Raw genomic sequence first — 22,789 nt, forward strand, 5'->3', positions numbered from 1 at the left:
GCACGAAGTAACAAATTCAATAGAATTAGTTCTTCAAAAGTAATTTAAACTTTTACAGTAGGAGTAGTCTCATGAAATATTATAGCGGGTTAGATATCTCATTAAAAGAAACTTTTATAAGTATTGTTGATGAGAAAGGAAAAATTGTTAAAGAAGAAGTTGTTACAAGTGAAAGCAGTGTGATAGCTAAGTTTCTGCTTAGTCAAAGCAAAGAATACGAATCCATAGGGATAGAAAGTGGACAACTGTCAATATCAATGTGCAAAGGGTTGAGGGGCTTTGGATTGCCAGTAATTTGTGTAGATGCAAGGCATATGGCAGCAGCATTATCTGCAAGGATCAATAAGAACGATAAAAATGACGCAAGGGGTATAGCTCAAATGATGAGAGCTGGATTATATAAAGAAGTATTAGTAAAATCAGATGAGTCTTGTCAAATTAAAATAGCACTTGGAAGCAGAAGACAGTTAAAACGCAGCAGAGAGCAAATTGCTGGGACAATAAGAGGGTTATTAAAAATACATGGGATAAAAGTTAGTCAAAGTTCTAGTTCTGTAAGCTTCTCTTTAAAAGTGCAAGAAATAATCAACAACCTAGATGAGATTAGCAAAAACTCAATTGAATTATTGGTAAATAGCTTAGAAGCAATAGAAGAATCAATGAGAAAGCTTAACAAAATAATTTTAGAGCAAGGCAAAAAAGATGAGGATTGTAAATTATTAACTACTGTTCCAGGAGTTGGTATTATAGTAGCAATGACATACAAAGCTGCAATAGATAATCCATATAGGTTTGAAACATCTTATGCAGTTGGAGCCTATTTAGGGTTAAGCCCAAGACAGTATGCTTCTGGTGAGATTGATAGGCATGGAAGTATATCAAAATGGGACCAGTAGAATGTAGGAATATGTTGTACGAAGCTGCGCAAGTCTTACTGACAATATGTAAAAGGACATTTAAATTGAGAAGCTGGGGGTTAAAGCTTCTAAAAAAGAAGGGTACGAAGAAAGCAATTATTGCTGTAGCACGAAAGTTGTCTGTAATTATGCATAGAATGTTGGTAAGCAAAACAGAGTTTTGTTGTAAATAAATGCAAGAAAGTATATAATTTTATGTGGAGTAAAGATAGCAATGCCGATGGAAGGGATAAGCAAGATTTTTGGTTGAAGCATAGACTTCGTGTGTTACATTTTGCCGTCCGCTTCCGCCTAACAAGTATAGTGCGGCTTGGCTAAAATTAAACTAGCCATATCAGACCGCGGAGAGAACCATGGAAGCAAGCTGTTTTAACTTATGTAAAATCATTAAGATTATGGAGGGAAAGAATGATACCTTAGTTTTTATAAGCTTAATGAATATGTGGATAAATACTTTAAGTGTGTGTGGACGTATTTATCCACATATTCATTAGCTGTATCAATTTAAAGATAGAATATCAGTATTGTAACTGTCAGCCTTTGACTGAATAGGATGAAGTAACGGTATCCGATTTGGGATGGTTAATAAAAATATTTTATATTTTAGAGTATAGAAAGATGTTGCCAAAAATTTTAAAGAACTTTAACATATTTGTTGATGGTAGAGGTTATGCTGGGAAAATCGATGAAATAACTCTGCCGAAGCTCACTATCAAAACAGAAGAATACCGTGCAGGGGGTATGGACATACCAATTAGCATTGATATGGGCATGGAAAAGCTTGAAGCTGATTTTACTTTTGCAGAGTATGATTCAGAGCTATTTAGGCTTTTCGGTTTGATAGATGGGAATTCAGTAGCTTTGACACTCAGAGGTGGAATGCAAGGGAGTGGTAGTAACGATATTGAAGCTGTAGTAATCAATCTCAGGGGAATATTCAGAGAATTTGATTTTGGTAGCTGGAAACCTGCTGAGAAAGCAACCCTTAAATGCACAGTTGCAGCTCACTATTATAAACTCACCATATCTGGTTATGAGCTTATTGAAATCGATGCTGAGAATATGATTCGTAAAATTAACGGTGTTGATCAAATGGCCTTACTGCAGACAGTTTTAGGTATTTAAGTTTTTATTTCTTATAGAAGGAAACTCATGCAAGCAATAACACTACACAGCCTAATCACAGAAGTCTTGAATGAAAAATTGTATTAGAGTTGAATTTTACATCAAAAAATATTTTCAATGATATAAAAAATTATTATTGACTTTCATGCAATTAGAGAACTAAAAATTTAAACAACCAACACATTTCCCACACCCAAAATCAAATGTTGTGAAGGCTTTTCGTCCTGAAATTGCAGGATTAGTAGATATTCTCTCAAAAATATTTTATTAACAAAAGATGCTATTTTAAATTTTGCCATATTAAGTAAACTTTGCTATTCTAATACTGGTGTAAATATATCTCAGAGAGGGTTTATGCATGTACCTAAACAACAAACCAGTTTTTATCAAGAAGATAAACAGTTTTTATCACGTTCTTACACATCAAAAGAGGAGTTTATTAGAGAATATAAAAAGCTCTACCGCAGAAAAGCAAAAGCTGAAGAACTTTATCTCCTGGTTTTAACTGAACTCGAAGAGGCAATATCAGATGGTAATGTCGACAGCTTAAAAAAATTAAGCAATTTTATTGATTACATAAGTGATGCAGAAGATCAAGTAACTTTGAGAGACTATTATGATAATGCTAACAATCCTGTTAAGAGTACTAACTTAGTTATCTTAGCTTGTAAACACAATAAGGTAAAGATTTTAGAATACCTACTTGGCAATAATAGTAAAATTCTCAGTAATTTATCTGTTGGCATCAGAGAAACTACTATATTACCAGATGATGAGGATGAAACATGCCATAATGCGTTTTATTATGCTATACGTTCAGGTAATGTTGAACTTCTTGATACACTCATTAATAAATGGCCAGGCAATTATTTTGCTGTTCATTTCAGGGAATTAGATGAAATTCTTTCACGAGCTTATGAGGAATTAAAACTAAAGAACGTATTCTTGTCAGAAGAGATAGAAATTTTTGTTGAAAATAAGTTGATAAACCTCCGTTTTTTCTCTAGTGCTTCTGGACAAGATCAGAATGTGAAGAGTTATCTTAATAACATAAGAGAGCGGATTGAGTTAGTACTTCAAAATATTAGCCTGTTAAAGGCAGAGTATTCAAACACAGAAAAAGTAGATGAAAAGTTTTTATTCATAACAAAATTTATTGCACAAAATATTCATATATTAAAGCGGCAGTTGAAATCAACCTACGATAGACTACCTTGGGAAGAAATGGAATTTTGTTTGATTAGTTTTGTTTCTTCTCACATAAAACGACAGGAAATGAATCTATTCTATAATGCCACATTGAATAAAAGTAAAATACTAGACCACTTGGAAAATTTTGCAAAGAAACTTAAAGAAGAAAAAGATATTATAGAAGGTGTAGACATTGGTAAATTTGCTGATCTCCCGAAGTTAAAACGTGAGAGGGTTGTTGCAGAGATCGTTAGCAATTATCCTCAATTTGGAGAGTTGTATAGCGATTATCAACAAATTAGGGATATTCATTCTTTAGAGAAAATAAGTGATTATATAAAGTTGGCATTATCAGCTAATCCTAAAGAAAGGGAAGGACAGTTAATTATTACGAGGGTTTTACAGGTTATTGGTGAATATTTAAAAAACACTCTAGAATCTCCCAAGTTATCTAGCACTACAAGCGAGCTTCTTCTACTATCATTACCAAAGAACACAAGAGAAGTCATTATAGATTTACGTAATTCACTATCACATGCTTACTCGCTCTCTAAAAGAACAGAGATTGAGGAAAATACAGATGTTAACTTTTTTATTGGTGTTCAAAATGATACTAAAAGAATCGATAATGTAATTACTGATATTCTTTACAATAACAAGATTAAAATAGTCATAATGTTGCTAAAGAAAATTACCAGTAGTGAAAACTTAGACGAGATAAAAGAAGTTGCTGGAATATTTAGTAACGTTGAATTAGATGAAATGATTACAGAGAGTTTTAAAGTGATGGAACATGATAAGCTTGAAAAACTCATAAAAGAATTAAGCAATAATATAACTGAAAAGACGAATTATGAAAAGGAGCTGTTTAATAAAATTGATAACATAATCAATTTTGCAAAAACTAAATCAAAAAATATCAGAACTGATTATGTTACGGCGTTTATATCATTAAAGAGCTTAGATGTTGGTTTGAATGACAATAAGATTGACCATAATGGTATTAGAGGAATAAAATTCTTTGCTAATAAAACACTAGAGAATATTCCTTCCCAAATAGAGTCTCACAATCTTAAAGAAATAGCCGAACTATCAATGAAAATTTCTCATAGTGTTAGGTCAAGAATACAGGATGACAACCTTGATAAAGTAAATAGATTAACTTGTGAGATTTTTTACATTGCTGAACTTGGAACAGGTGACCTTAAATGGATTGAGGAATTAAGAAACAAGTTGAATGAGAAAGGTTCGTTTATTCCTATACATAAACAAAGGAAGGCTTACAACATAACAGAAGAAAAATACAATAACCAGCTTGAACTGAAGTTATCTGAACTGAAAAGTATTTTGAGGAATAACGCATTAAGTGGCAAGTTAACTGAAAAGCTTCCTTCCTACAAGAGGAATAAAAAGTTGCAAGCAGTAGTAGAAATGCTTGTTCTGGATATAATGTCAATTTTAGGTAGATCAGAGAAGCATCTAGAAAACAATCTACTTTTTTTAGATGATAACACTCCTTTATTAACTGGAAAATGTTTGCGTAATCATTTAGCACACGATAATACCTTAGTTGATGTATTGTTATCTGATCCCTCAATAGCAGTTATCTTGAACGCTAAAAAACTTATTTCAGAAAATGTAATAAAAAGTAAGAAGAAAATTGGCAAGTCAGTAAGAGATGATCCTTCCAAGCTGAAAGATAAATACGATCAAAACCTTATCACTATTACTAATCAGGAAAAAATGTTTGCTGCGTTGGAAGAAGGAAATCTTGAAGACTTAAAGAGTTATCTCAAAAAAGGAGCAGACATCAATTCTAGAAGTATTAACTCATGGACTACATTACATTTTGCTGCTAAGGGACCTAGTCTTGAAATTATAAAATTTGTTCTTAATCAAAATTTAGACGTTAATGTTAAAGATATTAATGGTCAAAGCCCACTACATATTGCTGCTGCATATGGAAGGAAAAATATTGTGGAATTTTTTATAGGAAAAACAGGTGTATATGTTGATGATCTAGATAATAGTGGCAAAACATCACTACATATTGCAGCTAAAAATGGTCACAAAGATGCTGTTGAAATTCTACTAAAAAATAATGCTAATACTAATACCAAAGATATAGCTGGTTTTTCACCTTTACACTATGCAATAAAAAACAATCATATTGATGTTGCTAAGATTATGCTGGAAAAAGAAGCGAATGTTGACATCAACGAAACTATGGGTGGCTTTACTTCACTACATATAGCTGCAGAAAGTGGTTATCTAGGGCTAGTTAATTTTTTACTGAAAAATGAGGCAAATGTTAATGCAAGAAACGATAAGGAGGGAATACCATTACATACAGCAGCACTAAATGGCCACCTAGAAGTAGTGAATGCTTTAATTCTCAAAGGAGCCGATGTTAACTCCAGAGTTATAGATGGTTGTACACCATTACACTATGCAATAGAAAACGGTCATGAAAAGATAGCTAATATTTTATTGAAGCATGGAGCTAATGTTAATGTTGTTGACAAAACCTATAATAACACACCTTTGCACTACGCAGCAAAAGATGGACATGAGAAAATTGTTAAGGCTTTACTGACAAATAAGGCAAATGCTAGTATTGCCACTGTGGAAGGTATAACCCCACTACATTTTGCAGTGCAGAGTGGCCACTTGAAGATAGTTGTTGCTCTTCTCGAGCATGGGGTTAACATTCGCGCTAAAGATAAAAATAATGCTACGCCATTACACTATGCAGCAGAGAGTGGTCATAAGGCAATTGCTGAGCTTTTAATAAAAAATGGAGTAGAAGTCAATGATAAAGCCAATAATAATCTAACACCATTACATGTAGCTGCTCTGAAAGGTCACAAAGATATTATTGAACTCCTAATAAGAAATAAAGCTGAAGTTAGAGCTCAAGACATTAAGGGTAGTACACCATTACATGCAGCTGCAATGAATGGTAGCAAAGATATTATTGATCTTCTAATAAAAAATAAAGCTGAAGTTGATGCTAGAACTAATGATGGCATGACGCCATTGCATGTAGCTGCTCTAAGTGGACATAAAGGCGCTATTGCTTTTCTAATCAAAAGTAAAGCTGAAGTCAATACTAGTGCTAATTATGGTCTTACACCTTTACATGCAGCTATTGTAGGGGGTCACAAAGATATTGTGAACCTTTTAATAAAAAATGAAGCCAAAGTTAATATGGAAGGTATTGCAGGTAGTACACCATTACATGTAGCTGTGGAGGAAGGTTATAAAGAAATCGTTGGAATTTTGGTAGCAAATAGAGCCAATGTTAATGTTAAGAGTAACAACCTAACACCATTGCTTTCTGCTATTAAACATAATCATAAGGAAATCGTTGAAGTTCTTGTAGAAAATGGAGCTAGTGTTAATGCAGAAGGTGGTGAACCTTTATCATTAGCAGTGCTCGCTGGTTATAGGGATATTGTAGAGATTTTGCTAAAAAACAAGGCCCGTACTAATATGAAAGGTCCTGAAGATGCTACACTATTACATTTGGCTGCTAAAAGAGGCCACAAGGAAATAGTAAATGCTCTGATAGCAAGGGGAGCCAATGTTGATGCTATGACTATTAATAGTACAACACCATTATATCTTGCGGCACAAGAAGGCCATGAAGAAGTTGCTGAAATTTTGATAGCAAACAAGGCTAACGTTAACTTTGTAAATGTTGAAGGTGCTCCACTACATATAGCTGCAGGACACGGCCATGTTAATGTTATTGAAGTCCTATTAAGTAATGGAGCAAAAGTTAATGTTAAGGACAATAAGAGCAGAACACCTTTAGAATTAGCAGTTGCACATGGTCATTTGCAAGTGGTTAAAATGTTACTGCAGTATAAAAAAGTAGATATGAATGCTAAAGGCAATGATGATTGGACTATACTGCACATTGCTTCACAGGAAAGTAACTTGGAAATGGTAAAATGTCTAGTAGATGAAGGGTCTAATATTAATGCTAAAAATGCCTCTGGATCAAAGCCTATACACATTGCAGCTAGAGAAGGTTATAAAGATACCGTAGAGTTTTTCCTTAGCAAGGGGTTGAGTATTAATGAGCTTGGTACAGCTAACCAGACATTACTACACTATGCTGCAATGAAAGGTCGGTTAGAAGTTGTAAAGTATTTGATAGCACAAGGTGCTGACGTTAATGCTAAAGATACTAATGGCTTAACCCCTATGCATATTGCTGCTAATTTTGGTTATAAAGACGTTATTGAAGTTTTATTAAAAAATGGTGCAGTTTATAACGCTGTTGACAAGCTTTGTAGAAGACCATTAGAAATGACTAACGATAAAGACGTTATCAATCTATTAGCATCAACTGAGAAATTATTTGAGGCTGTAAAACGTAATAGCTCTTCAGAGGTTGAGAATTACATTCAAGCAGGAGCGTTTGTTAATGCCAAAAATGCTGATAGTGTAACACCATTATATTATGCTGCATGGAAGGGCTATGATGGAGTTGTCAATATTCTATTACAAAATAAAGCTAATCCTAATGTGGTTGGTAACAAGGGGTTTACTCCTCTGCATTATGCTGCTAAGTTCTCTCACTTAAAAGTTGTAAAGGCCCTATTATCTAATGGTGCAGTATACAATGCTGTCTCTGACAGTGGGAAAACACCATCAGATTTTACTGTGGATAAAAGTATAACTAGCTTATTTAAACTAGTCAGTGAATCATTTAAAAAGGTTAAAGATGGTAATCCTCAAGTTATTAATGACCTAAATAAGATAAAGGATATTGATACAGTAAAAGCAGTGATGAGTGCTCGTAATAGAGAGAACAAAACGTTAGTAGTTGCTGCAATACATAGTAACTTTTCAAAAGTCGAGCAGTTGAAGCAGATATCGCAAAGTGACGTATCCGCTCAGATTGATACAGCTTTAGTGCTCTTGAATCAAGGCAATTACCAAAAACCCTTAAGTATTTTCAGAAGCGCATTTGAAAGAAGAAAAGAAATACTAGGACCAGACAATCCTGGTACTTTAGATATTCAGACATATATAGCCAAAGTGCTATATAAGCAAGGAATTTACCAAGAAGCTTTAAATATGCTTAAAGAGATTTTTCAGAAACAAAAAGAAATGCTGGGTTTAAACGATAAGGATACTTTAAGTACAAGAAGTACAATCGCTTTAGTGCTGCATAGACAGGGGAAAGATGAAGAAGCTTTTAATATTTATCAAGAAGTCTATCAGAGACAAAAGGAAATACTAGGGTCAAATCATTCAGATACCTTAAATACTCAGTTTCACATGGCATTAGTATTAGATAAACAGGGAAAATATGAAGAAGCGTTAAATATCAATAGGGCAGTTTTTGAAAAGAGGAAAGAAACACTAGGTACACATGATCTAGCCACTGTGAGTGCCAAAAATAATATAGCAATGGTACTAGCTAACCAAGGTAAATACGAAGAGTCCTTAAAAATCTATAAAGAGGTTTTTGAAAAGAAGAAAATAATTTTAGGTATTAATCATGCTGATACCTTGAGAACGTTGCATAACATTGCTGGGGTACTCTTCAATCAAAATAAATATCATGAAGCCTTGAAAGCTTTTCAAGAGGTTTTAAATATACAGAAAAAAACTTTACAACAAAATCACCCAGAAACCTTGAATACTCAATACAACATAGCAAATGTACTTTTTGCTCAAGGGAAATGGATCAGCGCACTTAAAGTCTACAGAGAAAGTTTTGATCAAAGAAAAGCTGTTTTTGGACCAAGTCATCCGAGTGTTTTAGATATTTTAAAAAAGATAGAGATGATTAATTTTAGATTTAAGCTTGAGGGTAGCGAAGCATCAGAGGTTCTCCAGCATCTGCAGAAAGATATCAACATTGCTGCTAGTAAAGGTGATATACGAACTGTTCAGCGTCTGTTAAAAGATGGAGCTGATGCCAACGATAAAGATATTGATGGAAGAACACCGTTGCATTACGCTGTTAGCAATGGACACATAGATATTGTAAACATCTTACTAACAAATGGAGCTAATGTTAGTCAAGTTACTAATAAAGGTAATACACCATTACACACTGCTACTTCCAAATGTTACAAAGAAATTGTTGAGGTTCTGTTACAACATATCAGTCGTGATAAATTAAATGACTTTGTTAATGCTAAAACTACTTCTAGTGGTACTACATCACTTCATGTTGCAGCTAAAGGTGGCTCCTTCGAAGTTGTAAAATCTTTATTAAAACATGGTGCAATTTATAACATTGAGAACAAAGAAGGTAAAATACCTATTGATCTTTCTAAGAACCAAAAAGTTACTAACCTACTGAAATTAATTGAAGAATTGTTTAGAGATATAAAAAATGGTAATGTTGAATCTATCAGCAAGCTAAGAACAGTAAAACCTGATGAGTTCTTAGCTATAACAAATGCTCGTAATAATCAAGGGAATACATTATTACAAGTTGCTATAGCCAATAAACATAAGAATATCGCAAGTAAATTGTTAAACATGCTGAAAGAGCCAGATCAAGTTCAATCACAGTTTAGCCCTGAATGTGAGTTGGATCAACTTGAGAAGCTTAAAAGTGCTACAGAGGTGCATATCCGTTTTTCTGAGCTTTACCTTCCTATGTTGCGTAGCATGTCGCAACCATATAGTTCAGAAAAAAATACTTCTCCTTGGAAAACTCTTAAGGAAGGTTCTTATTACCTAGGAAATGCATATCGCTTAGTTGAGGTATACAAAGATTGTGTACCTGGTTCAATAGATAATAAAAGCATACAGTCAGTAAATGATATGCTAGTAGCACTAGAATTTGATCCAAAACACATAACGTCAGGGTATACAGATGAAGCTTACGGTGGAAAGGCTAAATGCTTTGTTTCCAAAGGGCAAGGTACAAAATATTATAAGTTATTGCATAGTGAGTTAAAGAAAGATGTAAGATCGTTTATAGAAATGGTTGAACTTAATATTGACATCCCTGTAAAAAGGTTTTTAGAGTCAATCAAGCAGAGATTACAGTCTGCTTTTTCTGAAAAGTTACTTCAGGCCATAGAAAATGACAATCCTTTAGCGGTTGAGAATTGCATCAAAAGGGGAGTAGTTGTTAACTTCAAAGATATCGATGGAAGAACACCATTACACCATGCTGTTAACAACGGCAACATAGATGTTGTAAGTACCTTATTAAAAAATGGAGCTGAAGTTGCTCAAATTACTAACAAGGGCAATACGCCATTACATATAGCTTCTTCCAAAGGGTACAGAGAAGTTGTTGAAGTTTTATTACAATATGTAAGTCGTGATGAATTAAATGACTTTATTAATGCTAGAACAACTTCTGGTGGTACTACATCACTTCATGTTGCTGCTAAAAATGGCTTCTTAGAAGTTGTAAAATCTTTATTAAAACATGGTGCAACTTACAACATTGAGAATAAAGAAGGCAAAACACCTATTAATCTTTCCAAAGATCAGAAAATTGCTAACTTCCTGAAATTAGTTGAAGAATTGTTTGAAGATACAAAAAGAGGTAATGTTGGAATTATCAACAAGTTAAGGGTAGTAAAGCAAGATGAATTTTTAGCTGTAACGAGCGCCCGTAATAATCAAGGGAATACATTATTGCAAGTTGCTATAGCTAATGGACATAAGAATGTTGCGAGTAAATTGTTAGAAATGCTAAAAAAGCCAGATCAAAATTTACAAGACGTCAATATAGAAAGTGGAGTTAAAAGTTTGAAACTTTGAATAATACTATTGAAATATTTATATATAACCTAAGTTAATGTTATATTATACTTAGATCAGTTACAATATCTGAGTTTCAGCAAGCCATAGAGTCAAATTAAGAGAAAGTAGATTGTAGAAAAAAGTACAAGTTTTTGGTACATGGGCTACTTTATACTCCGCATCACAGCTACAAGTTTACCATTTGATTCTATTAGACATATTTATTGCGTTAAAGGAGTGTATGTAAACACCTGAATTCATTACAGAAACTAAAACATTGCAAGATAGTAAAAATATTATGTTTAAACTAGTTTGACTTATATTATATACTGTGGATAATATATCATCTATAGCATTTCTCATAATAGTCCAAACAGGTCATAGGAAGGCAGAATCAACAGCACGAAGAAAGGATTCGAATAGAGGAATGTTTTTCCTGGCTCTGTTTTTTATAGCAAACCAATGATGCTCAATTTTGTTGAAATCTGGAGAATAAGGCGGCAGATACAAAATTTCTGCACCAACCCCTTTAGCAAGCTCGATAATCTTATCAGACTTATGAAAAGTAGCATTGTCAAGAATGACAGTCTGTCCAGGTTCCAAGATCGGTGTCAAAAATTGCTCAAACCATCCATTAAAAACATCCATATTACAGTGGCCTTCAAAGGTTAACGGAACAACTATCTTTCTTCCACTTAAGGCTGCAACCATACTGATTCGTTGAGTTTTCTTTCCAGATTTTAAGGCATAAAACCGCTGTCCTTTCTGGCAATATCCGTAGGGGTAGTCTTCGGTGTTATCAATGCCAGACTCATCTATATACACTAAGTTTTTAGGTTCTTTTGTCGCTATAATTTTCAAAAATTCAGCACGTTTTTCTTCGTTTCTTTCCTTGTATCCATATGTCTTTTTTTGCGCGTAAATCCAATTTTTTTAAGGGCTCGATAGATCGTTTGGATACTAACGTTGTTCCAAAGTTTAGCCATTTCCGATAGAGTCTTTCCTCCGTGTTCTCTGGCAAATTTGGCAAAGGTATCCCAGTCGGTAATTTTGTGATTGTAACCCCCATTTCCAAGTTTTTTTGATTGAAAGTCTCCTGTTTCTTTTCTTCTTTGCTGCCACTCCCATAAAGTAGTTCGTCCAATCTTAAATCTTGCTGCCACTGTTTCTCTGCTTTCTCCTTCGTCTAGCGCTTCCATTGCTTTTTTTCTTAAATCATAACTATATGCTGCTGGCATTCAACCTCCTTATCATCATCTATCCTTATCCTATCACATCCGGACTTTTATCGAAAGAGCTATACATCTGGTTTTTCACTCCACTTCTTAAAATAGTCGTAACAATTGCGCCATTTTGGGAACTCTTTTGATACCATTCTCCACTGGCAACCACTTTTTAACACGTATAACACTCCACAAAATATATCATGTAAATCAAGTGTTCTTGGTTTTGTCTTCTTTCTGCAAGATTCCAGATCTGCTACAATAATCTCAAACTTTTCTCGACTTATGTCACTTGGTTATAAACTTCGCATATCCTACTTTATATACTTTATCCTCTCACTTTATCTCTTTTTTGAGATTACGTACAGGCTCTAAGATACAAAGACGTTTTCAGAAATCTTTAAGCTTAATAACATCCTCTCTCTTTGGACTAGTTGAGATTAGATGAATTGGTACACCTATTAATTTTTCTAACCCTTCTATATATTTTATTAAATTGATAGGCAATGTTTCAATCGACCTTTTACCTTGAGTGTTTTCTTTCCAGCCAGGAAACTCTTCATATATTGGCTCTAATTCCCCTTGTATTGAATGCGATGCGGGTAAATAATCATACATTTTTCCGCTATACTTGTAACCAGTGCATATTTTAATTGTATCAAAAGAATTAAGCACATCTAATTTGGTTAATACAATGCTTGAAACTCCAGAGAGTTGTACGGCCTGGCGCACTAAAACTGCATCGAACCATCCGCAACGCCTTCTTCTATTGCTCACTGTTCCAAGTTCCTTACCTATAGTAAACAAGCTATCTCCTACTTCATTTTTCTGCTCAGTAGGAAATGGGCCATTGCCCACTCTTGTTGTATAAGCTTTTACCACACCAATAATGTAAGCATTGGAGGATAACCCTGAGCCTGTTATTGCTTGCGATGCTACAGTATTACTTGAAGTAACAAAAGGGTAAGTTCCGTGGTCGATATCTAAAAATGCGCCTTGGGCACCTTCAAATATTATTTTCTTACCTTCTTTCATCAAGTCATTTAATATCTTCCACACAGGTTTTTTATATGAAAGAATTTTTTCTGAAATCTCTTGAATTTCCTTTAATATTTCTTCTTTTTTAACTACCTGGTAGTTAAGGCCTTTCCTGATAGCATTGTGGTAATTCAAAAGAGTATCCAATCTTTTATTGAGCTCATCTGCGTTTTCTAAGTCACAAAGGCGTATAGCTCTCCTCCCAACTTTATCTTCATAACATGGTCCTATCCCTTTATTTGTTGTACCAATTTTGTGATTTCCATTTAAATCTTCAAATAGCTTTTCCTTGTCCTTATGTACGCTAAGTATTAATGGACAGCTCTCAGATACCATCAAGTTGTTATAGTTTACGTCTACTCCTTTAACTTTCAATGACTCTATTTCTGAGATTAGAGCGTGTGAATCAAGAGCAACGCCATTTCCTATGATAGATATTTTGCCTGGCCTCAAAACAGCAGAGGGCAGTAAATTTAATTTATAAACCTCATCATCTACTACTATAGTGTGCCCTGCATTATTTCCTCCCTGAAATCTCACAACTACATCTGCATTCTCAGAAAGATAATCTACTATTTTACCCTTGCCTTCGTCACCCCATTGCAGACCAACAATTACAATATTATTCATCATTATTTTCTAGATTAATACATAAATATTAATGCAGTACGCTACAAATGGAAAGAGAAATCTACGCCTTTCCTACACCCCTTAAATAAAGAAATATACTGTCGATTTTCTTAATATATTACCAAATTATTCATCATTATATGATATAACTTACAGCATATTTACAGTAAGGTGTTATTTATGAAAGAGACAAAAGGAAAAAATAATAAGAGTCCAGTAGTTAGATTAAAGGCCACAGCTAAAGAGTTCAATTTTAGTAAATTAAGAGCAGATCAAGATAATAAATTAGCGAATTCCGGTGAAACAATGTTCTTAGATTTTCAAAGGATGAATTTTATTATTAACGGAAAAGAAATAGATAAAAATCTTATTATTGCATTTAAGGAAGGAGCTAAGCACCGCAAAAGCGAACTTTTTAATAGTGATGATATATATAATGACGAAATATTTAACAAAAAAGGAACAAGAGAAATAGATACGGATCATGGCAAAGCTTTTGTTGCTTCAGTACTCGAAGATATTGAGAAAGAGCTTGTAAGTAATGCATTGGGTGAGCTATGGAAAAATCACTGTGAAAATTCCAAAACTGCCAATCATCAAAAAACCGATTCATATAAGAAAGAATTTGAAGAATTTTACAATGCTGGCCAAAGGTATATCCATCTATTACCAACAGAGAAAGATGAAAACAAGGATTACCGTTCCTTTGCAAAAGAAGTTTTCAAAAAAATGTTCAGATACGCTGGGGCAGAAGTTCCAAGTGATGCTATTTTAGAAGAGCTAGTTACCAATTGTAATCAAGCAGGGTATGAGGCTGCTCCATTTATACAAACCCAACTTGCACTTGGACAGTCGTTCATAGTAGAAAATCCTAAAAAAGTAATAAACATTGATTGTGCTAACCAAAATAATGTGAGAATTAGATCTGATATGAGGCTACCAATACTCTCTGTTAAAAATCAAGTTATGCATGGCGATAAGATATGTAATCTGTCTAGTTCATTGGAATTTACAATTGAATCTCACAATGGTGAAGACTTTGTAACATACAGAGATGGTAAATTGTCACTTACTATTCCTAAAGAGTTAAAAAATTATAAAGATAATGGCAAGAGCTTGTTTGACATTATTAAAGAATATTTTCAGAAATTCTGTGCAAAATTAGGATTTAAACCTGAGACAAAAATACAAATAGAGCATGGCTTCGGTGCTCAAAGTATAGCTCTTTCGATAAAAGTCCGGATGTGATAGGATAAGGATAGATGATGATAAGGAGGTTGAATGCCAGCAGCATATAGTTATGATTTAAGAAAAAAAGCAATGGAAGCGCTAGACGAAGGAGAAAGCAGAGAAACAGTGGCAGCAAGATTTAAGATTGGACGAACTACTTTATGGGAGTGGCAGCAAAGAAGAAAAGAAACAGGAGACTTTCAATCAAAAAAACTTGGAAATGGGGGTTACAATCACAAAATTACCGACTGGGATACCTTTGCCAAATTTGCCAGAGAACACGGAGGAAAGACTCTATCGGAAATGGCTAAACTTTGGAACAACGTTAGTATCCAAACGATCTATCGAGCCCTTAAAAAAATTGGATTTACGCGCAAAAAAAGACATATGGATACAAGGAAAGAAACGAAGAAAAACGTGCTGAATTTTTGAAAATTATAGCGACAAAAGAACCTAAAAACTTAGTGTATATAGATGAGTCTGGCATTGATAACACCGAAGACTACCCCTACGGATATTGCCAGAAAGGACGGCGGTTTTATGCCTTAAAATCTGGAAAGAAAACTCAACGAATCAGTATGGTTGCAGCCTTAAGTGGAAGAAAGATAGTTGTTCCGTTAACCTTTGAAGGCCACTGTAATATGGATGTTTTTAATGGATGGTTTGAGCAATTTTTGACACCGATCTTGGAACCTGGACAGACTGTCATTCTTGACAATGCTACTTTTCATAAGTCTGATAAGATTATCGAGCTTGCTAAAGGGGTTGGTGCAGAAATTTTGTATCTGCCGCCTTATTCTCCAGATTTCAACAAAATTGAGCATCATTGGTTTGCTATAAAAAACAGAGCCAGGAAAAACATTCCTCTATTCGAATCCTTTCTTCGTGCTGTTGATTCTGCCTTCCTATGACCTGTTTGGACTATTATGAGAAATGCTATAACTTGCTAGAGAATTTGGTAAACAGGCTGTTATAAATTGTGCAGGAGGCTCTTGCACAAATGCCGCTGATTATTCTGGACTGCGTTCATAAATGTCCTTTCGATGTCCCATTGCAGTAATAGTTACTGTGCGTTTTGAGTAATTTATCCTGTAAATCACGCGGTAATCACTTACTCGTATCCTAAAATACCCCTTGAATTCATGAGATAATGCTTTGCCTATAGCTTTAGGGTTGGTTGCAAGACGGCTATCTACAGCTCTCCTAACTCTAGACCTTACTGTCGGTGGTAACGCAAGAAAATCCCTCTCAAGAACTTTTTTTGAGTAGATAATATCGTATCTCAGCTTATATCCTCACCTTTGATCGTTTTTGCGGATAATATTCTGTCCCAGTCCACATCCTCACTTCTAATTTCTTCGTCGCCTCTAGCATCACGCTCAAGAGAAAGCTTAGCTAACTCTGTATCTACTTCATCTATTTCATCATCATCTTCAGATAGTTTGCTTGCTTCAACCTCTTCTTCTACTAGATCCTTCACAACTTCTTCGATAGTTTTATTTTGAATTTTCGCCACTTTTGTAAGATACTGAGCAAACTCACCCTCGAAACTTACATTAACATTGAGCCTTTCTTGACCGTGAATCATACATTAACCACAAAACATCAACCTTAAACTATAACATTTTTACTCAATTTTGTCAATTACCCTATTCATCTAAAAAATAATACTTAGCTCGGATACGACACTCACTTACAGCTTTTTTAACTCTCAACGTCATCCCCCCAGTCTACATCCTCATGAGCAACTGTTTTTGCACCTGGAACATCACGTTCCTTAATAATTTCAGCCATCTCTTTCTCTGCCTCAAATTCTTCCTTTACAAGATACACCAAAACTTCTGGTATAGTCTTATTCCACGCTTCCGCCACTTCTGTAAGATACTGAGCCAATTCACCCTCGAAACTTACATTAACATTTAGCTTTTTTTGACTTTGAGTCATACATTAACCAGAAAATACCAACTTTTAACTATAACATTTTCACTTAATTTTGACAACTCCCTTATCCATTGCAATAGCAACATTTAAAGTAAGCTTGATCGTCCCATAAGAGGCTGTACAGTAACGTCTGTTAAAAACGTACTCACTTGCTCATTAAAGCTTTCTCGATCATAAGGAATATCTTGTCTTCTACCCAATTCTTCTGATGTTCTTCCTCCAGCACTCCTAATAGCACTTTCTAATTCTCTAAATGCATTGTTATTTATTCTCGGCCTTTCATTTATTCTTGGATTATTACCTTGACTGTCAAACATAATTGCACAATCTAAAGCTGTAAACTGCCTGCCATCAAGAGTCATAATAGTATCATTAATGCGATCTTCTCCTAATTGATTGACAATCTCTAATGCCCTTGTATTACTACTCCCCAAAGGAATAGACCCCATTTCTTCAAGTAGTTCTCTTTGCAATCTTTCTACATTTCCTATCATGTTACCCCTATATTTATAAATTATCTAACATACAGTATTACATTTTCACTTGTCAATTCCTTTATTCGTTGAAATAACAATCTTTCTCTTCGCTGCGATTTTCAATTCAGATTTAATGCGTTGTCTTAAGCTCAAGAGGTCACTTATCTGAATTTCTGCGTACCTAACCACGTGATCACCGTACGCAATTGATACTACTCTTTCCCCGCTCTGTAGCTTCTTTATCGCTTCTTCTACTTGAGTTAAATATTCTTGGTTGTACATCAACTTTTCTCATTCAACCATTGACTTCTTCTCACTCTTTTTGACTTTTTAGTTTTTTCACCTACTAAACTTTCCCACTTACTCTCTGGCCATCTATCTATTCCCAGTGCTATCGATGCTGCTCTTGCATAAACTCTGCAATCTAGTACTTCATTTCGATCCCTTATCTTTTGCCACTCTTGTTTGGTATACCCTTTTACTACCTTGGTAATTAGTTGCTCTGCGGTTAGCTGCTTAAAATATTCAGGTGGATACTCTGGAAAATGACAATACCCCGGCGCCCCTTCTATTAAAACATTAAGTAATTGGAAAAGCTCGGACTTCAATATCGATACCCCAACTGGCCACAGCTTCATTCCTCTCTTTAGCTTTTGTCCGCTAACTGTTACATCTACTCTACTTGGGCTGCTCAGTGGCACTAGCGCTTTGTTTGCCCCTTTTACTGCCATTACTCTTCCAGAGCCTTGGTGACCTCTTACCCAGTTATAAACCTCTTGCGTTGCATACCCTGCATCTACCGCCATCATACTTATCATATATTCAAGCCCATTTTCACCGATAAAATGATGATTCAAAAGCTCTGAAAGTTTTTCCCATACTTCTCCACTTCCAGTATCACCTTCTAATACCTGGTAGTCTATTGACCAACTCTCACGACCCATACCCCATGCTACTACTTCTACTTCTAACCGATCTTTTTGTACATCAACCCCTGCCGTTAACACTATTTTTCCACCTTTTGGCACCGTACCTATCGGAAAATTTTCTCGACGCTCAAATAGTTGCTTCCAGTCTGGTACTTCTCCTTTGTCTACCCAGGTCTCTCCCAGCGTGGTATTTATCCAAACTTTCAGTAATTGTTCATTTTCCTTTGCATGCAGATAATCTTCTACTACTTGTTTCCAGCTATACCAACCAACTGGGCTATACAAGCTTGAAAGGTGGAATCCTTTTTTTTCACCTTTTATTGGATTAGTAGGCCTCCATTCACCTCTAGCTAACATCTCTGTTTTCTGATGATTTTTTATTTCTCCCCTACACTCTATGCAAACGTAGTGCGCTGTATTTGGGTTTTTATCTTTCCACTTTATCTGTGGCCATTTCAGCACCTGATAGTGATCACAATGTGGACAAGGTACAAAAAAGTATCGTTTGTCTGAACTCTCAAATTCTTTTTCTATTCTGCTTATTCCGTGAACCGTTGGTGTTGAAACTAAAAAGATTTTTCGCCGCGTAAATGTATTAGTTCGCGCGATACTGAGAAGAACTGGATCTCCTTCTCCTCCTGAATCTCCTGGATATGCATCTACTTCATCTAAAAAAAGATATTTTACTGGCATTGAACGTAAACCCACTGGACTATTGGCACCTGTTACTACTACCGTTCCTCCCGGAAATTCCTTACTTTGTACAGTGTTGCCTGAATCTCTCGACCTTGGATCTTTTATTTTACTCCTTAAACATGGCGTATCTTCAATGAGCGGCGCAAATCTTCCCTTTGACCAACGCTTGCCCATTTCTACTGTTGGCTGTACTACTAGCATTGGCTCTGGTGTTTGGTCGATTATATATCCTATCCAGTTATTCCCAGCTTCTGTTCCGCCAATTTGTGCTCCTTTCATGAATACCACTTTTTCAGCCGGTGAAGACGAAGATAGTGAATCCATTATTTCTCTGAGGTATGGTGTTCTCTCTGTCCTCCATTTTCCTGGTTCTGATGATGCTATCGTTGAAAGCTGACGGTTCTTATCTGCCCACTCTGATACTTTAAGTGGTGGATCTGGCTTTAACCCTGTATAAAAGCTACTGCTATAGATCACACCATTACCTGCCAAAGTTTTGCTACATTTTCTACTTCCATATCGGTAAAAGTAGAACTTGGTTGTTTACAGTGGACATCTGTTGATTCTTTAGCAAAACAACTTAGAATAATGACTGCAATTATTCCAGCATATGCCGTAGAAATAGAGATGCTTATAGCTATTGAGCCTATTATTATAAGGCGTCTACTAATTTTCTTTAATAATTTTAAATTATTTGAATATAAATTAACAGTAGTCATTAAAATGTATTTTTCGATAATTCTTCGAGTGCATTGGTAATCTCTTCTGTTAACGTTCCATGGATCTTTTCTGTGTCGTTCATCGATGCCAGTAATGCTGATACTCTGTCTGGAATATTGAGGAGATTATTTCTTACCACTCTTGCCACATTAAATGCTTCAGTCTTTACTTCTTCTACTGAGATAAGTTCACCAATTTCAGCTTTTGCTTTTGCCTCGAGCAGTTTTCCCCGCTCCATCTCGTTTTTAATTCGGGTTTTAAGCAACATCGTTGAAAGATCATTATTTCCTCTTTTTTCCCCTTCTTCTCCACCTTTTCTTCTCAGTGGTTGACTTGGATCTCTAATTGCTGCCACCGCTTCATTTGCTTGTTCTCGGTCAATCAAACCATCCTCCAGCTCAACTATTCCTTTCTTTACTAAATAACAGACATATTGCTTGGCAAACCCTTGTTCCCTTGCCCATTCTGTTTGTGTGATTTTTCCTCCTTCCACTTTTTTCTCCCTTCTTTTACCGTTTTTCTTCTTGAATTTGGGCAAAGGTTTTGCCAGTATTGGAAAGTATCGCTTCTCTTCCCGTGTATACTTACCAACGTTTTATGGTCACATCTAGAAACGTAGGATCTAGCTCTATGGTCCTGCATATTCTTCCTGTCCTCTCACAGGCAATCAATGTACTCCCAGAACCGCTAAATGGATCAAGAACTATATCCCCTGGTCTACTGCTGTTTACTATCGCTCTCTCCATTAACTCCACTGGTTTCATCGTTGGGTGCAGTGAGTTGTACGTTGGCTTATCGTAAAACCAGAGATCACTTTGATTACGTCCCCCATGCCACTCACGTTTATTGCCATTTTTCCAACCGTAGAGTATTGTTTCGTATTGTCTTTGATAATCAGATCTTCCTAGCGTAAAATGATTCTTTGCCCAAATTATAAATGTTGACCAACGACCACCTGCTTCTTCAAATACTTTTTGCAGCGTTGCCAGCTCAGATGATGATGCACAGATGTAAATTGCACCTTTGGTGTACGCTAAAACGTGAGAACAAATGTCATACAGGAAAAGTTCGTATTTTTCACCTTGATCATCGTTTAGTATTTTTTTGTCTTCTCTTTCCTGACTGTCACCATATGCTACGTTATACGGAGGGTCACAAACGGTAATATCTGCCATTTTATCGTCCAGTACCGCTTTAAATGATTCAACCAGACAACTATCACCACAGTAGATTCGATGACCACCTAAAATCCATAGATCCCCTGGTTTCGACACTACTGACTTTTTATCAACCAATTCCACCCCCTCTTTTTCTCCTCTTTCTACTTCTTCTTTTCCATCAATGTCGTCGAGAAAGCGTTGGACTTTTTCTAGCTCAAATCCGGTCATTTTAAGGTCAAACTGCAAATCTTCTAACTCTTGAATTTCCACTTTTAAAAGCTCATCGTCCCACTTTGCCCAGTTAGCTGATTGATTTGCTAGTAACCGAAAAGCTTTGGTTTGGGCTTCACTTAAGTTATCACTGAGCACCACTGGAATACTCTCCATACCCAGTTTTCTTGCTGCTTTAAGCCTTAAATGACCATCAACCACAGTGCCATCGCTTTTTGCAACTATTGGAATACGAAAACCAAATTCCCGAATAGAAGCGCACATTCTGTTTACTACATCGTCATTCTTACGAGGGTTACGATCGTATTCGACAAGATTTTCAATAGGATAGTAGTGTGTTGCTAAGTTCATATTAGTGTATTAAATTGCTATGTTTAAATTCTTAACAAAAAGTTAATAATCAAAATACGTCTGACGCTAGAGAGGGTCCGGGGTTTCGCTCCCAAGTCCGCCATTCTGGCCGAAAGGACCCACTTCCTATGTGTTATCTAGCATATTAAAATCTTTACTAAAATTATTAACGTAAAACATCAACGCCAAAGCATCTGCTTCATTATCGTCTTGAGGGAAAAAACCTTTGCCTTTCACAGCTTCAATAACTTCACTTTTATTTGCATTACCCTTACCGGTGATAAAGCGTTTTATCGTCTTGACAGGTACACCTTGATAAGGTATATTGCTTTCCTCGCACCAAGCTGTTAAATGAGCTAAAAAGCCTCCGTAGCAATGTGCAGCATCAGTTTCAAGGTGCCTTCTTACTTCTTCAAAATACACTGCTTCAATATCTGAAAATCTTTCCCTCATCTCATTGAGCCACCTACGAAAATTTAAGAAGTGCATTCCACCTCCGCTAAAACGATTACCATGAAAACTTTCGCTCCCACTTTGAATTACCCCATCTATCAAAATTGCCCAGCCTGTTTGTTTGCCGAGGTCTAGTGTTAGCATTTGCTATTATTTAAAACTATGAGTAGCACTGATTCCTAAATATCGTTTGGTTCTGTCAAAATGTACTATCAAAAAGCGGTTTATAGTTTTTTTATTGGCCAACAACGGAAATCCAAGAATCATGTGCTACCCCTAAGAAGTATGTGGGTCGAGGTTGTCTACGCTATAGTAGCTCTTTCAACCACCTCTTAACAGATATATACTAGAAATGAGGTCAGAAATTTGATTTGCACTAAAATTTTTTTGTTTTAGTTGATCTTAAGTTATTTCTTCCAAAAAGTTGATATGAGCTAGATTTGAAAAAACAATAAGTCGTTTGAAAGAATTGAAAATAACTTAACTTCTCAATTACGCAACTCACCAGAAGCCCACCTCAGATTACACTTCTTTCTTTTGCTATCAGATACCAAGAGGCTATTGAGTATTCCGCGGAGACCTGACCAAACTCAGTAGACCAGCGTTTATTTGAGTTTTATCAGCATAAAAAAAAGATGAGAGTAAGAGCCTCTGAAGCCTGTTAAACTTATGAAAGCTATTGCAAAAATATCAAGTGAGTTTTCTCAATAAGGCCTTCATACAAATTTTTTCTTT

The 22,789-nt window shown here is 35.4% G+C and carries 16 protein-coding genes and 2 pseudogenes; 5 read left to right on the forward strand and 13 right to left on the reverse strand.

The window, feature by feature from the left end; all coding sequences use genetic code 11:
• Positions 1–71: 71 nt before the first annotated feature.
• The 3 genes from OOL03_RS04810 to OOL03_RS04820 all read left to right on the forward strand — a co-directional run bounded on the left by OOL03_RS04810 (position 72) and on the right by OOL03_RS04820 (position 10,994).
• Positions 72–896: an IS110 family RNA-guided transposase gene (locus OOL03_RS04810; protein ID WP_264707142.1), complete on the forward strand. Its 825-nt coding sequence runs from the start codon at positions 72–74 to the stop codon at positions 894–896.
• 639 nt (positions 897–1,535) lie between these two features.
• Positions 1,536–2,042: a phage major tail tube protein gene (locus OOL03_RS04815; RefSeq protein ID WP_319803723.1), complete on the forward strand. Its 507-nt coding sequence runs from the start codon at positions 1,536–1,538 to the stop codon at positions 2,040–2,042.
• 354 nt (positions 2,043–2,396) lie between these two features.
• Complete coding sequence (locus OOL03_RS04820; protein ID WP_264707144.1) at positions 2,397–10,994, forward strand: ankyrin repeat domain-containing protein; 8,598 nt, start codon at positions 2,397–2,399, stop codon at positions 10,992–10,994.
• 360 nt (positions 10,995–11,354) lie between these two features.
• Here OOL03_RS04820 and OOL03_RS04825 read toward each other — a convergent pair.
• The 3 genes and pseudogenes from OOL03_RS04825 to OOL03_RS04835 all read right to left on the reverse strand — a co-directional run bounded on the left by OOL03_RS04825 (position 11,355) and on the right by OOL03_RS04835 (position 13,867).
• A protein-coding gene (locus OOL03_RS04825; RefSeq protein WP_264707034.1) for an IS630 family transposase occupies positions 11,355–12,214 on the reverse strand; the annotation gives its coding sequence in 2 pieces (ribosomal slippage) (positions 11,355–11,890 and positions 11,890–12,214; 861 coding nt in all).
• A gap of 74 nt (positions 12,215–12,288) precedes the next feature.
• Positions 12,289–12,486: pseudogene (locus OOL03_RS04830) on the reverse strand (transposase); the annotation flags it as partial.
• A 103-nt stretch (positions 12,487–12,589) separates the two neighbouring features.
• Complete coding sequence (locus OOL03_RS04835; protein WP_006280265.1) at positions 12,590–13,867, reverse strand: adenylosuccinate synthase; 1,278 nt, start codon at positions 13,865–13,867, stop codon at positions 12,590–12,592.
• A 180-nt stretch (positions 13,868–14,047) separates the two neighbouring features.
• On the opposite strand from OOL03_RS04835, the gene OOL03_RS04840 reads away from it, so the two are divergent.
• Both OOL03_RS04840 and OOL03_RS04845 read left to right on the forward strand, forming a co-directional pair.
• Positions 14,048–15,115 carry a hypothetical protein gene (locus OOL03_RS04840; protein ID WP_264707145.1) on the forward strand — a complete coding sequence of 356 codons (1,068 nt, stop codon included), beginning with the start codon at positions 14,048–14,050 and terminating at the stop codon, positions 15,113–15,115.
• Positions 15,116–15,148: 33 nt separating this feature from the next.
• A protein-coding gene (locus tag OOL03_RS04845; RefSeq protein WP_264707019.1) for an IS630 family transposase occupies positions 15,149–16,008 on the forward strand; the annotation gives its coding sequence in 2 pieces (ribosomal slippage) (positions 15,149–15,473 and positions 15,473–16,008; 861 coding nt in all).
• A gap of 99 nt (positions 16,009–16,107) precedes the next feature.
• On the opposite strand, the gene OOL03_RS06850 is transcribed toward OOL03_RS04845, so the two are convergent.
• The 10 genes and pseudogenes from OOL03_RS06850 to OOL03_RS04895 all read right to left on the reverse strand — a co-directional run bounded on the left by OOL03_RS06850 (position 16,108) and on the right by OOL03_RS04895 (position 22,198).
• Positions 16,108–16,383 (reverse strand): type II toxin-antitoxin system RelE family toxin, encoded by a 276-nt coding sequence (locus tag OOL03_RS06850; RefSeq protein WP_319803728.1) that lies wholly within the window; start codon positions 16,381–16,383, stop codon positions 16,108–16,110.
• Positions 16,380–16,685 (reverse strand): hypothetical protein, encoded by a 306-nt coding sequence (locus OOL03_RS04855; protein WP_264707147.1) that lies wholly within the window; start codon positions 16,683–16,685, stop codon positions 16,380–16,382. Before OOL03_RS04855 ends, OOL03_RS06850 begins: the two co-directional genes overlap by 4 nt.
• 116 nt (positions 16,686–16,801) lie before the next feature.
• A complete protein-coding gene (locus OOL03_RS04860) occupies positions 16,802–17,041 on the reverse strand; it encodes a hypothetical protein (protein WP_264707148.1) in 240 nt (79 codons plus the stop codon).
• 83 nt (positions 17,042–17,124) lie between these two features.
• Positions 17,125–17,532, reverse strand: coding sequence for a hypothetical protein (locus OOL03_RS04865; protein WP_264707149.1), 408 nt, complete (start codon positions 17,530–17,532; stop codon positions 17,125–17,127).
• A gap of 45 nt (positions 17,533–17,577) precedes the next feature.
• Positions 17,578–17,796 carry a gpW family protein gene (locus OOL03_RS04870; protein WP_264707678.1) on the reverse strand — a complete coding sequence of 73 codons (219 nt, stop codon included), beginning with the start codon at positions 17,794–17,796 and terminating at the stop codon, positions 17,578–17,580.
• Positions 17,796–19,616 (reverse strand): phage terminase large subunit family protein, encoded by a 1,821-nt coding sequence (locus OOL03_RS04875; protein WP_264707679.1) that lies wholly within the window; start codon positions 19,614–19,616, stop codon positions 17,796–17,798. Before OOL03_RS04875 ends, OOL03_RS04870 begins: the two co-directional genes overlap by 1 nt.
• The gene (locus tag OOL03_RS04880) at positions 19,613–19,858 is read right to left on the reverse strand and encodes a hypothetical protein (protein WP_264707150.1); all 246 of its coding nucleotides are present in this window, start codon (positions 19,856–19,858) and stop codon (positions 19,613–19,615) included. Before OOL03_RS04880 ends, OOL03_RS04875 begins: the two co-directional genes overlap by 4 nt.
• Positions 19,858–20,352, reverse strand: a complete 495-nt coding sequence (locus OOL03_RS04885; protein WP_264707680.1) for a hypothetical protein — start codon at positions 20,350–20,352, stop codon at positions 19,858–19,860. Before OOL03_RS04885 ends, OOL03_RS04880 begins: the two co-directional genes overlap by 1 nt.
• Before the next feature lie 16 nt (positions 20,353–20,368).
• Positions 20,369–21,601 (reverse strand): annotated as a pseudogene (locus OOL03_RS04890) (DNA modification methylase).
• 126 nt (positions 21,602–21,727) lie between these two features.
• On the reverse strand, positions 21,728–22,198 hold the full coding sequence (locus OOL03_RS04895) for a crossover junction endodeoxyribonuclease RuvC (protein ID WP_264707151.1): 471 nt from the start codon (positions 22,196–22,198) through the stop codon (positions 21,728–21,730).
• Between the last annotated feature and the right edge of the window lie 591 nt (positions 22,199–22,789).

Source organism: Wolbachia endosymbiont (group A) of Acrocera orbiculus (assembly GCF_947250015.1).
Taxonomy (GTDB): Bacteria; Pseudomonadota; Alphaproteobacteria; order Rickettsiales; family Anaplasmataceae; genus Wolbachia; species Wolbachia pipientis.